Source organism: Planococcus sp. CPCC 101016 (assembly GCF_007859295.1).
Lineage (GTDB): Bacteria > Bacillota > Bacilli > Bacillales_A > Planococcaceae > Planococcus.
Genome location: NZ_VOHB01000002.1, coordinates 794545 through 807535, shown reverse-complemented (window position 1 = coordinate 807535; position 12991 = coordinate 794545). Strand labels below are relative to the sequence as shown.

11 protein-coding genes are annotated in these 12991 nt (G+C 47.4%); 1 reads left to right on the top strand and 10 read right to left on the bottom strand.

Annotated features, from left to right (window positions below):
- Positions 1 to 13 precede the first annotated feature (13 nt).
- A complete protein-coding gene (locus tag FQV26_RS03845) occupies positions 14 to 373 on the bottom strand; it encodes a response regulator (RefSeq protein ID WP_146556045.1) in 360 nt (119 codons plus the stop codon).
- Between the two features lie 48 nt (positions 374 to 421).
- On the opposite strand from FQV26_RS03845, the gene FQV26_RS03840 reads away from it, so the two are divergent.
- Positions 422 to 904, top strand: coding sequence for a DUF2529 family protein (locus FQV26_RS03840; RefSeq protein WP_146556044.1), 483 nt, complete (start codon positions 422 to 424; stop codon positions 902 to 904).
- 53 nt (positions 905 to 957) lie between these two features.
- On the opposite strand, the gene FQV26_RS03835 is transcribed toward FQV26_RS03840, so the two are convergent.
- The 9 genes from FQV26_RS03835 to FQV26_RS03800 form a co-directional block, all read right to left on the bottom strand.
- Positions 958 to 2556: a CTP synthase gene (locus FQV26_RS03835; RefSeq protein WP_146556043.1), complete on the bottom strand. Its 1599-nt coding sequence runs from the start codon at positions 2554 to 2556 to the stop codon at positions 958 to 960.
- Positions 2557 to 2714: 158 nt separating this feature from the next.
- On the bottom strand, positions 2715 to 3284 hold the full coding sequence (rpoE, locus tag FQV26_RS03830; protein WP_146556042.1) for a DNA-directed RNA polymerase subunit delta: 570 nt from the start codon (positions 3282 to 3284) through the stop codon (positions 2715 to 2717).
- Between the two features lie 62 nt (positions 3285 to 3346).
- Positions 3347 to 3508, bottom strand: a complete 162-nt coding sequence (locus tag FQV26_RS18680; RefSeq protein WP_186759608.1) for a hypothetical protein — start codon at positions 3506 to 3508, stop codon at positions 3347 to 3349.
- Positions 3509 to 4539: 1031 nt separating this feature from the next.
- Positions 4540 to 7791 (bottom strand): fused isobutyryl-CoA mutase/GTPase IcmF, encoded by a 3252-nt coding sequence (gene icmF / locus FQV26_RS03825; RefSeq protein ID WP_146556041.1) that lies wholly within the window; start codon positions 7789 to 7791, stop codon positions 4540 to 4542.
- Between the two features lie 5 nt (positions 7792 to 7796).
- Entirely contained in the window at positions 7797 to 8438 is a 642-nt protein-coding gene (locus FQV26_RS03820; protein WP_146556040.1) for a TetR/AcrR family transcriptional regulator, read from the bottom strand.
- Between the two features lie 15 nt (positions 8439 to 8453).
- Complete coding sequence (locus tag FQV26_RS03815) at positions 8454 to 9593, bottom strand: acyl-CoA dehydrogenase (RefSeq protein ID WP_146556039.1); 1140 nt, start codon at positions 9591 to 9593, stop codon at positions 8454 to 8456.
- 15 nt (positions 9594 to 9608) lie between these two features.
- Positions 9609 to 10745: an acyl-CoA dehydrogenase gene (locus FQV26_RS03810; RefSeq protein WP_146556038.1), complete on the bottom strand. Its 1137-nt coding sequence runs from the start codon at positions 10743 to 10745 to the stop codon at positions 9609 to 9611.
- An 18-nt stretch (positions 10746 to 10763) separates the two neighbouring features.
- On the bottom strand, positions 10764 to 11615 hold the full coding sequence (locus FQV26_RS03805; RefSeq protein ID WP_146556037.1) for a 3-hydroxybutyryl-CoA dehydrogenase: 852 nt from the start codon (positions 11613 to 11615) through the stop codon (positions 10764 to 10766).
- 2 nt (positions 11616 to 11617) lie between these two features.
- Positions 11618 to 12811 (bottom strand): acetyl-CoA C-acetyltransferase, encoded by a 1194-nt coding sequence (locus FQV26_RS03800; protein WP_146556036.1) that lies wholly within the window; start codon positions 12809 to 12811, stop codon positions 11618 to 11620.
- Between the last annotated feature and the right edge of the window lie 180 nt (positions 12812 to 12991).

The window sequence follows — 12991 nt, the reverse complement described above, 5'->3', positions numbered from 1 at the left end:
ACTTCTTCCTTGTTTACTGCTTTAAAAGTTGCTGAACGGCGTCTCGCACTTCAAAGACGTCAAACGGCTTGGTAAAATAACGCTCGGCTCCCCAGTTCATGGATTCCTTAATGAGGTCGAGTTCTCCGTAGGCTATCATCATGATGACATGGACGTTTGAATTGCTTTTCTTCAAGCGTTTCAGGATTTCGATGCCGTCCATTCCCGGAATCTTCATGTCCAACAGCACCAGGTGCGGACAGGCTTCCTGGACTATTTCAAGAGCTTCTTTTCCGCTTCCTGCGGTAATCGTCTGGTATCCTTCTTTACTGAAAACTTCTTTCAGCAATAGTCGGATGCCGGGTTGATCATCTACAATCAAAATTGTTTTCAAGAAGAGCCACTCCTTTATCTGCTATACTTTTTTCACGAGGTGAATTTCATGAATCCATTAACTGCACGATTTACCCGATTATTTGAGAGTCTATCAGAGCGGCAGACCGTCTTCGACAGCATGGCCGGTATTTTAGCGCAAGCTGCCATTGCTGAAGGAACCATTTTTATTGCAGCGTTTGGTGAAATGAAAGCTGTATCCGCTGTGGCCTTATATAGCAAGGATCCATTGACGGCTGCAGCTGAATGGTCGCCTGAAAGCATCGTCACCGGCACCGATCGGGTCTGGATCTTGGCACCGGGTAAAGAAGGCGATGACCTTGCCAGAAGACTCTCAGATGCGGGCATCCCCTTCGCGTTTGTTGCGTCCCAATCGGATGAAAGTGAGTTAGCTGACGCCTTCCTTCTATTGAACGATCAGAAGGGTCTGTTACAGGACGATAGCATGCCTGCGTTAGTTCCGTATGCCTTAGCAGCACTCTATGTGTATTATGCCGTCAAGCTAAGCATCGACGAACTGATGGCCGGATGAATACAATGGTACACAAAAGCCTTCCCTTATTTCCAAGGGAAGGCTTTTGCCATTTATTTATTGGCAATGGATGCTTTAACAAACTCACGGAACAAAGGCTGCGGACGGTTTGGACGGGAAATAAACTCTGGGTGGAATTGGCAAGCCACGAACCAAGGATGATCAGCAACTTCAATGATTTCCACTAGACGGCCATCCGGGCTAGTACCCGTAAATTTGAATCCGGCTTTTTCGAAAGCTTCGCGGTATTCGTTATTGAACTCATAACGATGGCGATGTCTTTCGTAAACCAATTCTTCGCCATAAGCCTCGTGAGCTTTTGATCCTCTTTCAAGTTTCGCAGGGTATAGGCCCAGACGAAGTGTCCCGCCCAAATCTTCAATATCTTTTTGCTCAGGCAAAAGATCGATGACTGGGAAAGGCGTTTTGGCGTTCAATTCAGAAGAATGTGCGCCTTCCATATTCATGATGCTGCGGGCAAATTCTACAGATGCCAATTGCATGCCCAGGCAAATCCCGAAGAATGGGATGTTGTTTTCGCGTGCGAATTGAGTTGCTGCAATTTTCCCTTCCACTCCACGGTCACCGAAGCCACCAGGAACCAGGATGCCGTCGCAATCTTTCAATTGTTCAGCTACATTGTCAGCATTGATATGCTCTGCGTTGATCCAATTCACTTCGATTTCAGAATCGAATGCGAAACCGGCGTGCTTTAAAGATTCCACTACAGAAATATAAGCATCCTGCAATTCCACATATTTCCCGACAAGGCCGATGCGCACAGTGTTTTTAAGCGACTTCACTTTATCAACAAGCGTACTCAATTCCGTCATGTCTGCTTCTGGCGCTTCGATTCCGAAATGATCCAAAACAATCTGGTCCATATGCTGTTCTTGAAGGCGAAGCGGCATTTCGTAGATCACGTCAACATCACGCGATTCGATCACTTCTTCAGGCTTGATGTCGCAGAACAACGCAATCTTGTCCTTCATGTCCTGTGGCACTGGGTGTTCTGTGCGCACAACAATCAGGTTCGGCTGAATGCCAAGGCTGCGAAGTTCTTTTACGCTATGCTGCGTCGGTTTTGTTTTCATTTCTTTAGCTGCTCCAAGATACGGAATCAACGTACAGTGGACGTACATGACTTCGTCGCGCCCAAGATCTGAACGCATTTGGCGGATTGCTTCGAGGAATGGCAATGATTCGATGTCGCCGACTGTTCCGCCGATTTCTGTAATAACGACGTCCGCGTTGGCTGTTTTCGCAGCACGCAATAGACGGTCTTTGATTTCATTGGTGATGTGCGGAATAACTTGAACCGTTCCACCCAAATAATCGCCGCGGCGTTCTTTTTGGATAACAGTCGAGTAGACTTTCCCTGTTGTTACGTTAGAGTATTTGTTCAAGTTGATGTCAATGAAACGCTCGTAATGGCCAAGATCCAAATCCGTTTCTGCGCCGTCATCCGTCACAAAAACTTCTCCGTGTTGGTATGGGCTCATCGTTCCTGGGTCAATATTGATGTACGGGTCAAATTTTTGAATCGTTACATTCAAGCCCCTGTTTTTCAATAAACGCCCTAATGATGCGGCTACAATCCCTTTACCCAGTGATGATACAACGCCACCGGTTACAAATATATACTTCGTCATGCCTGTTTCCTCCTCGAATGGTAAAAATAAAAAGCGCTCCACCTGCTGCATATGCAGGGGGAGCGCGTAAACTGTACGAATCATCTCTCCTATTTTAAGGAGCCCAGTAAAATCTTATCCAGTCTGGCCTCATAAGTCAAGGTGAAAAAATGTTCAGATTACTTCAAATCATCTTCTTCGTCGTCGTCTTCATCATCTTCTTCATCAATGATGTTGCCGTCCAAATCTTCGACCAGCACATCGACGTCTTCTTCATCATCATCGTCTGCATCGAAATCAAGGACTTCCACTTCCACAGGTGATTTGATGACTTCATCATCGTCGTCATCGTCATCGTCGTCTTCACCGAAGTCCTCAAACTCCAATTCGTCTTCCAATGCCAAGTCATCCAAATCGTCGAAGCCTTCGTCATCAGATACTTTGGCTTTTTTCTTGCGTGCTTTAACAGTCGGTGCAGATTCTTCTTCAATCTGTTCAACTGGGTACCATTCACGAAGACCCCAACGGTTTTCGCCCAAGATCAAAAAGCGGCCGTCAATGTTCAAGTCTGTGTAGAATTGAACCAAGCGTTCTTTCATATCCTCTTTAGACAGGTTCAATAATTTTTCAATTTCTTCTACCAATTCTGCATAGGTTTTGGTTTCATGTGTCTCTTCCAACATTGCATATGTCAAGTCAACGAATGACTCTTCTATTAGTTCTTCTTTCGATAATTCACGAATTTTCATTCCGTGCACGTCCCTTCTTCTTACGTAACTTAATCCATTATATACAAACTAACTAGTCTCCGCTACCGTGTTTTCTTTTTTCTCGGATCTAATTGCTTCCACCCAAAATAAAACAAATAGAGCGCCAGAATCATGAACGGAATCGATCCCAAAGCTTTATTGTACAGGAAGAAAATCAGTATGACACAGATTGTGATGATTATGTAGTGGATAGCTTTGCGCATAGGATCCATCCTTCTTGGTTTATGCAATGTGTATTATTATATTATACAGAAAAAGAGCAGGGAAATCGACTTGACGGGATTGGAAAGAGAATGTTATCCGATTTACATGGGATATCCTTTTGGGAATATTTTCTTTTTAAAATATAATAGTGGATTTGACTTCTTTTCGTCATATTTCCCTTTTACTTTACTGCTTTGTGTATTTTCTTTTGAACGTGCATAACATATTTTAAAACAATGAAAAATCCCTGTCTCAACCTGCTAGTTATATTTCTCTTTACTTTTTCTTCTCAAAAAAGGTGCCAAACCCGGACTTTGACAGGTTGGCGCCTTTTTTTGTACTTTCATCCATCTGGTTCTTAGGTCTTAACTCAGCCGAACGACCATAAATCTTTCTGAACGACTGCAAATTCCTGTGAGCGACCATAAATTTTTTTGAACGCCCACAAATCCCTCTGAGCGACCACAAATCTTTTTGAACGCCCACAAATTAAATCCAGCTCGCTTTCTCACCCAAAAAAAGTAAGCGAAATCCATTGGAAGACGGATTACGCTTACTTTTTCGTAATTCATTAAGCTTTTCTTTACCCGAACTTCAATTTCATGGGCGGAGACCCACAGGATGTGGGTCAGCTGACCGTTGCGACAAAAAGCGTAATACTATGCTGGTCTCTTTAAAGCTTACTGCTCCTGCAGCACTACGTGCTTCGTCGCAAAGAGATGGCTCAAACTACTTTTGAGCCATCTCTTGCCTTTCGGGCCTTTCGTGGACGGATCCGCTTTCCCTTGTCCAGCTCCACCAGCCTGCTCCTCGGGTCGTAAGCTGCTTTGGCTGTGCGGCTAAAAACATGCCGCTTCGCCAAACCCTCTTACGCCTGTCGAAGCAAAACGGCCGCTTCCGCTTTTCCTTGTCCAGTTGCAAGTGCCTAGCTCTTCAGGTCATAAGTCAAACCGGCTGTGTGGCAAAGAACGCCACTTCGCCGGTTCGCCTTATGCCTTTCAGAGCTGAACAGGCACTTTCACTTTTCTACCTACATATTCCGTCTGTACTGCCCGCCGACTTCATACAAAGCAGTAGTGATTTGGCCGAGGCTTGCGACTTTTACGGTTTCCATTAATTCTTCGAAGATGTTGCCGCCTGTTTTTGCTGCCTGCTTTAGGCGTTCCAGAGCTTCAGTTGAATCGTTGCGTTCCTGGAAGGCACGCAAGTTGTTGATTTGTGTTTCTTTTTCTTCTACTGTGGCGCGGGCGATTTCCATCGCGTTGATGTCGTCGTCCGATTGCGGATTCGGATTCAGGTAAGTATTGACTCCGATAATCGGCAATTCGCCTGTGTGTTTCTTCATTTCGTAATGCATGGATTCTTCCTGGATCTTGCCGCGTTGGTATTGTGTTTCCATCGCGCCCAGGACGCCTCCGCGATCGTTGATGCGGTCGAATTCAGTCAATACCGCTTCTTCCACCAATTGTGTCATTTCTTCAATAATAAAAGCACCTTGCAGCGGGTTCTCATTTTTCGACAAACCATGCTCTTTGGTGATGATCATTTGAATCGCCATCGCGCGGCGAACGGATTCTTCCGTCGGCGTGGTGATTGCCTCATCATAGGCATTGGTGTGCAGTGAGTTGCAGTTATCCTGCAGCGCCATCAAGGCTTGCAGTGTCGTGCGGATATCGTTAAAGTCGATTTCCTGCGCGTGAAGGCTGCGCCCTGAAGTCTGGACATGGTATTTCAGTTTCTGGCTGCGTTCATTGGCGCCGTATTTATCGCGCATGACGACTGCCCAAATGCGGCGTGCCACACGGCCGATGACGGTATATTCCGGATCCAGTCCGTTCGAGAAGAAGAACGATAGGTTCGGTGCAAAGTCATCGATGTGCATGCCGCGGCTCAAGTAATACTCCACGTAAGTGAAGCCGTTCGAAAGCGTGAACGCCAATTGCGAAATCGGGTTCGCGCCCGCTTCGGCAATATGGTAGCCCGAAATCGACACAGAGTAATAATTGCGCACTTTGTGGTCGATAAAGTATTGCTGGATATCGCCCATCATACGAAGCGCGAATTCAGTCGAGAAGATACAAGTGTTTTGCCCTTGGTCTTCTTTCAAAATATCGGCCTGTACAGTTCCGCGCACCACCTGCAGTGTGCTTTCACGGACTTCGGTAAATTCCTCGACTGTTAATGTGCGGCCCAGTTTTTCTTCATTCAACTTGACTTGCTGATCAATGGCCGTGTTCATGAACATCGCAAGGATGATCGGAGCGGGTCCGTTGATGGTCATCGAAACCGAAGTCGATGGCGCGCACAGGTCAAAGCCTGCATAAAGTTTTTTCATGTCATCAAGCGTACAGATCGAGACGCCCGACTCCCCGACTTTCCCGTAAATATCCGGACGGTGATCCGGGTCTTCGCCATAAAGCGTTACCGAGTCAAATGCAGTAGACAAGCGTTTTGCATCATCGTCCTTCGATAAATAATGGAAGCGGCGATTCGTGCGTTCAGGCGTTCCTTCGCCGGCAAACTGGCGCTTTGGATCTTCTCCTGCACGTTTGAACGGAAATACTCCCGCCGTGTAAGGGAATGAACCTGGAGCATTCTCCAAATAAACCCACGATAAAATTTCACCGTAATCGACGAATTTTGGCAATACCACACGCGGTACTTTGATGCCGGACAAACTTTCTGTGCGCAAGATGGTGCGGATTTCCTTGTCACGCACCGATGTAACGAATTCATCACCGGCATACATTTCTTTCAAGGCACTCCAGTTGGCAAGAATGCGCTTGGATTCAGCAGTCAGCTCATCTCGTACGCCGTCAGCCAGCGATTCGAGTGAAGCGACCAATGCATCGTCCGGCGCTTTTTCTTTAACCGCTTCGATCGCCCCTTCCAATTGGAACAGGCGGCGCGCAAAGGCGGATTGCTCTTTTGTCTTAGCGTGATAGCCGCGGACGGTATCCGTCAGCTCGCGCAAATAATAGCGGCGGTCGTTTGGTATGATAAGGTTCTCTTTCTGTGTTTTGACGAATTTATCATAATCCGTCTCCCAGTCGGTTCCGCATTTTTCATTGACCGTTGCTACTAATGCCGCGAACAGGGAGTTGGTGCCTTTATCATTGAACTGGCTGGCAATGGTGCCATAAACCGGCATTTCGTCCAAATCTTTGTCCCATAGCAAATGGCTGCGCTGATACTGCTTTTGTACTTGGCGAAGCGCGTCCTGCGAACCGCTGCGTTCGAATTTATTAATGACAATCAAATCCGCGTAATCGATCATATCGATTTTCTCAAGTTGAGACGGCGCCCCAAATTCACTGGTCATGACGTACATGGAAATATCCGAGAAGTTAGCAATTTCTGCATCCCCTTGGCCGATCCCGCTCGTTTCCACAATGATTAAATCGAAGTCCGCTGCTTTAACGACATCTAAAACATCGCCGATGGCACCGGACAACTCCGAACGTGACCCACGTGTCGCGAGACTTCGCATAAATACGCGTTTATTGAAGATGGCGTTCATGCGGATACGGTCACCGAGAAGTGCGCCACCGGTTTTCTGTTTGGTCGGGTCAATTGAAAGAATCGCGATTTTCTTGTCCGGAAGTTCAGACAGGAAACGGCGAATCAATTCATCGGTCAATGAACTTTTCCCGGCTCCGCCTGTTCCGGTGATGCCAAGGATCGGCGTGTTTTTCGACTGTTCCCGGACTGCTTTCAGCAAGTCAGCAGTATCGGTATCCCGTGTATGAGCTTCTTCCGCTGCCGTGATGACATTCGCCAGCACAACCGGTTCGTCCGTTGTCAGATTCTCGATTTTCTGATCCGGTTTTACCGTTGAGAAATCACATTCCTCGACGATTTCCGTGATCATGCCCTGCAGACCTTTTTTGCGTCCATCTTCCGGAGAGAAGATTCCGGCAATGCCGTATTCTTCAAGCTCTTTGATTTCACGCGGCAAAATTACGCCTCCGCCTCCGCCGTAAATACGGATATGCGTAGCGCCTTTTTCCTGCAGCAAATCGTGCATGTACTTGAAGTATTCCATATGTCCGCCCTGATAAGAAGAAATACAGATGCCTTGGACGTCTTCTTGAATCGCTGCATTGACCACTTCTTCCACTGAACGGTTATGGCCCAAATGAATCACTTCGGCACCACTCGACTGTAAAATCCGGCGCATGATATTGATGGACGCGTCATGGCCGTCAAACAAACTGGAAGCTGTGACAAAGCGAATATGGTTTTTTGGCTGATAGGTTTTCGTTTCTTCAATTGTAGCCATTATGATCAAGCCCCCTGTATTGAAATGTTTTTCCCTGCCATCCCCTGCAAGAGAAATTTGGTTTGCATGTCGATAAATTCCTGAATGGTGAATTCGTTCAATGCCCAACGCCTAAAAGCCCACATCTGTCCTTGAACAAATAAATGATGGGAAGCCATGGCTACTTCTTTCGGCGTCATGTTGATTTCATTGTTGTCGACGCATTGCGTCAGCAAACGTTCAAAAATCGCTACCATTTCAAGCTCTTTATCCAGTACGTAGCCTAATGCATCTTTCGGCAGTGATTTGGATTCCTGGTACATGACGACAAATTCGTCCTGCATCTCGTCGATTAACGTGTAATAATGTTCGAGCGCCGTTACCAGAACGCTGATCGAGCCTTTTTCAATATCAAGCCGGTCCAAACGTGTATGCACTTCATCGTAGATGGAGTCGCAAACAAGGTAGAGCACATCTTCTTTAGTTCGAATGTACTCGTATAAGGTACCGATGCTGAAGCCGGCTGCTTTGGCAATTTCCCGTGTCGTCGTCCGGTGAAAGCCTTTTTCTTTAAAAAGCGTGACAGCCCCGCGAATCATTTGTTCGCGGCGCTTTTCAATTAGGCTCTCATCTTTTACGGAAGACTCAATTTCACGCTTTTTGTTCATAAGGCAACCCTCCGCTTATTTCGTAACCATCCGGGAAATGACCAGACGCTGCACTTCCTGTGTGCCTTCGTAAATTTGCGTGATTTTCGCGTCACGCATAAAGCGTTCCACCGGGTAATCCTTCGTATAGCCGTAGCCCCCGAAGACTTGAACCGCTTCTACTGTCACTTTCATCGCCGTATCGCCAGCCATCAATTTCGCCATCGCTGACTCTTTGCTGTAAGACATTTTGTTCGATTCAAGCCAAGCTGCCTGGTAAGTCAATAAACGGGAAGCTTCAATTGAAGTCGCCATGTCCGCCAATTTGAATGAAACCCCTTGGTTGACCATGATCGGCTTGCCAAATTGCTCGCGCTCTTTTGCATAATCAATTGACGCATCCAGCGCACCTTGTGCAATTCCGACAGCTTGTGCTGCGATTCCATTGCGTCCGCCATCAAGTGTTTGCATAGCGATTTTAAACCCTTGGCCAAGTTCACCCAGGACGTTTTCTTTCGGTACACGGCAGTTGTCGAAAATGATTTCTGTTGTTGGGCTCGAACGGATGCCGAGCTTGCGTTCTTTTTTACCGACCGAGAAGCCTTCAAAGTCTTTCTCGATGATGAATGCTGTTGTTCCTTTATGCTTTGATTCCGGATCTGTTACCGCAAAAACGATATAGATATCGGCAATCCCGCCATTGGTAATGAAAATTTTTGAGCCATTCAGCACGTAATGGTCGCCGTCTTCTTTTGCAGAAGTGCGCATTGCACCTGCGTCAGATCCGGAAGCCGGCTCTGTTAAGCCGTATGCACCGATTTTTGTGCCTTCAGCCATTGGGCGAAGGTATTTCTGCTTCTGTTCTTCCGTTCCAAATGTATAAACCGGCCACCCGGCAAGTGAGGTATGAGCTGACAAAGTCACCCCTGTCGATGCGCAGACACGTGACAATTCTTCCACTGCGATGCAATACGCCAAATAATCCGATCCGATTCCGCCGTATTCTTCAGGCCAAGGAATGCCTGTTAGGCCAAGTTCAGCCATCTTGTCGAAAATTTCACGGTCAAAGCGTTCTTCTTCGTCACGCTCTTCCGCTGTTGGCGCCACTTCTTTATTAGCAAAATCACGTACCATTTTGCGGATCATTTCATGTTCTTCGGACAGTTGAAAATTCATTTTCTATTCCTCCAATTACTTGATTAGTTGTTTGCTGATAACGATGCGTTGGATTTCGCTGGTGCCTTCGTAGATTTCCGTCACTTTTGCGTCGCGGAACAGGCGCTCGACCGGGTAGTCTTTCGTGTAGCCGTAGCCTCCGAATACTTGAATGGCTTCGATTGTGACATCCATTGCCGCTTTCGAAGCAAAGAGCTTCGCCATGGAAGCTTGTTTGTTGCAATCCTTGCCTTTTGAATACAGGTCCGCTGCGTTGTAGACCAGTAGTTTTGCTGCTTCCACTTGTGTCGCCATGTCCGCCAGCTTAAAGCCGATGCCTTGCTGCTGAGCAATCGGTTTGCCGAATTGTTCGCGTTCTTTGGCGTAAGCCACGGCATATTCGCAAGCCGCTTCAGCGATGCCAAGCGCTTGTGCTGCGATGCCGATGCGTCCCACATTTAAATTCGCCATTGCGATGCTGAAGCCTTTATTCTCTTCACCCAGTAAGTTCTCAGCCGGAACCCGCATGTTGTCGAAGGTCAATTGGACCGTCTTCGAACCGTGAAGCCCCATTTTCTTTTCGTTTTTTCCGATAATCAAGCCCGGTGTATCTTTTTCAACAATAAAAGCCGAAATGCCACGGGAACCAGAGGAAGGTTTTGTGGAAGCAAAAACGATGTAAGTATCCGCTGCTCCGCCGTTGGTAATAAAGACTTTTGAGCCATTCAATACATAGTCATCGCCGTCAAGGACCGCTTTTGTCTTAAGGCTCGCCGCGTCAGACCCTGCCGCAGGCTCCGTCAAACAGAAAGCGCCAAGGTATTCGCCGCTCGCCAGTTTCGGTACGTATTTTTCGATTTGCTGCTGAGAGCCGAAATTGAGGATCGGGTTGGTGCCGACAGAAGTATGGACCGACAAGATCACACCCACTACTCCGCTCGCTTTTGATAACTCATGTATAGCCGTGATATAGGACGTGAAATCCATTTCGGAACCGCCGTATTTTTCTGGAGCGGTGATTCCCATCAATCCAAGTTCGCCCATTTTTTTTAGTATGGCTGTTGGAAATTCACCATTTTCCATATTTTCGATAAACGGTGTAATTTCTTCTTTCGCGAAATCCCGCACCATGTTGCGCATCATAAGTTGTTCATCTGTAAAGTGCAAATCCATTGCGGTTCCCCCTAATTGTTATGTGTAGTCATAGAAACCGCGTCCGGTTTTCTTGCCGAGCCAGCCGGCTTTCACGTATTGGCGCAATAATGGACTCGGGCGGTATTTGCTGTCGCCGAATCCCTCATGCAGCACTTCCATGATATACAGGCATGTATCCAGTCCGATAAAATCAGCCAACTCCAGCGGCCCCATCGGATGGTTCATGCCGAGTTTCATGATGTCATCAATTGCTTCTTTTGTAGCGACACCTTCTTGAAGCGTGAAAACGGCTTCATTGATCATCGGCATCAAGATGCGGTTTGCGACGAATCCTGGGAAGTCGTTCACTTCCACTGGCGTCTTCGACAGCTCAACCGTCATCTCTTCCACTTTTTTATAAACTTCATCCGAAGTCGCCAAACCGCGGATAATTTCCACCAGCTTCATCACTGGGACCGGGTTCATAAAGTGCATTCCGATAACTTGCTCCGGCCGGTTGGTGACGGCCGCGATTTCCGTGATCGGCAAGGATGATGTATTCGTAGCCAGAATGGCGTGCTTTGGCGCCACTTCATCCAGCGTTTTAAAAATACTGTGCTTAATGGCCATATTCTCAACAGCCGCTTCGATGACGATATCCACATCGTGCGCATCCTTCAAATCAAGTGATGGCGTGATCCGTCCAAGAACTGCTGCTTTTTCCTCTTCCGTCATGCGTCCTTTTTCAACATTGCGGGAAAGGTTTTTCGTGATCGTTCCGATTCCGCGATCGTATGCTTCCTGCTTCATATCATTCAATTTCACATTCAAGCCTGCTTGCGCGCAAACTTGCGCGATGCCGGAACCCATTTGTCCGGCACCAATGACCATTACCTTTTCAATCGACATGCTTAGTTTGCCTCCTTAGGAACTTCAATCATGATCGCATCGCCTTGTCCGCCGCCAGAGCAAATGGCTGCGATGCCGATTCCGCCTCCGCGGCGCTTTAATTCGTAGGCCAATGTCAGGATGACGCGTGCACCGCTTGCCCCGATTGGATGTCCAAGTGCTACAGAACCGCCGTTGACATTGACTTTTTCAGCATCCAAGCCGGCAATTTTCGAACTTGCCAGTGCGACTGCTGCAAATGCTTCGTTGATTTCGAACAGGTCGACGTCATCCAGCGATTTGCCGGTTTTCTTCAATAATTCGTTGATGACGATGCCAGGCGTTTCCGGGAAACGATGCGGATCGATCGCAACTTCCGTATGAGCTAAAATATGAGCTAATACGTTTTTCCCTTCGGTCTGTGCACGTTCTTCGCTCATCAAGACTAATGCTACAGCACCATCGTTGATGCCAGGCGCATTTCCTGCTGTAATCGTGCCATCTTTGCCGAATGCCGGCTTCAGTTTTGCCAGCGCATCAATGGTGGAATTGGCTCGTGGCGCTTCGTCCACATCAACCGTGATTGGATCTCCTTTTCGCTGTGGAATGTCGATAGCGACAATTTCTTCAGCGAACAGATCCTTCGCTTTGATTGCGCGTTCATGTGAACGGGCTGACCATTCGTCCTGCGCTTCGCGTGTCAAGTTGAAGTCTTCAGCTGTCGAATTTCCGTAAGTCCCCATATGGACCTTATCCGGATGGAACGAGCAAGACAAACCGTCATGAACCATGCCGTCGATTACCTGAGCATCGCCCATGCGATGTCCCCAGCGTGCTTTCGGCAAATAATAAGGTGCGTTGGACATGGACTCCATGCCGCCTGCGACGATGACTTCTTCATCACCCAAGCGGATAATCTGGTCAGCCAATGTAATGCTGCGCATGCCGGAAGCACATACTTTATTGATTGTTTCAGATTTGACGCTATACGGAATTCCCGCTTTTTTTGCTGCCTGACGGGAAGGGATCTGCCCTTGCCCTGCCTGCAGAACGTTGCCCATAATCACTTCCTGAACATCTTCCGGTTGTATTTCTGCACGACTCATCGCTGCTTTGATCGCTTCTGCCCCAAGTTCGCTTGCGGATAAGGTGCTTAAGTTCCCTCCGAATTTCCCAAATGCTGTGCGTGCCCCATCAATAATGACTGTTTTTGCCATGATGATTTTCCTCCCCTTTGCATATCTTTGTAACCGTTTTCAAATATGATAAAAAAATATAGGTGATGGCTGGTATAGGTGGAACTTGGTTAAAGAAATCGCTCCAAGCGGACGAAGCTCTTTCAGGCGAAACGATTGACTGAACGCTCGCTCGGTTTTAATGCAAAAGAAAAGGGAGCA

Coding starts and splice junctions, on each gene's coding strand:
- FQV26_RS03840 (WP_146556044.1), top strand. CDS start 422: ATGAATCCATTAACTGCACGATTTACCCGATTATTTGAGAGTCTATCA.
- FQV26_RS03835 (WP_146556043.1), bottom strand. CDS start 2,556: ATGACGAAGTATATATTTGTAACCGGTGGCGTTGTATCATCACTGGGT.
- rpoE (WP_146556042.1), bottom strand. CDS start 3,284: ATGAAAATTCGTGAATTATCGAAAGAAGAACTAATAGAAGAGTCATTC.
- FQV26_RS18680 (WP_186759608.1), bottom strand. CDS start 3,508: ATGCGCAAAGCTATCCACTACATAATCATCACAATCTGTGTCATACTG.
- icmF (WP_146556041.1), bottom strand. CDS start 7,791: ATGGCTACAATTGAAGAAACGAAAACCTATCAGCCAAAAAACCATATT.
- FQV26_RS03820 (WP_146556040.1), bottom strand. CDS start 8,438: ATGAACAAAAAGCGTGAAATTGAGTCTTCCGTAAAAGATGAGAGCCTA.
- FQV26_RS03815 (WP_146556039.1), bottom strand. CDS start 9,593: ATGAATTTTCAACTGTCCGAAGAACATGAAATGATCCGCAAAATGGTA.
- FQV26_RS03810 (WP_146556038.1), bottom strand. CDS start 10,745: ATGGATTTGCACTTTACAGATGAACAACTTATGATGCGCAACATGGTG.
- FQV26_RS03805 (WP_146556037.1), bottom strand. CDS start 11,615: ATGTCGATTGAAAAGGTAATGGTCATTGGTGCCGGACAAATGGGTTCC.
- FQV26_RS03800 (WP_146556036.1), bottom strand. CDS start 12,811: ATGGCAAAAACAGTCATTATTGATGGGGCACGCACAGCATTTGGGAAA.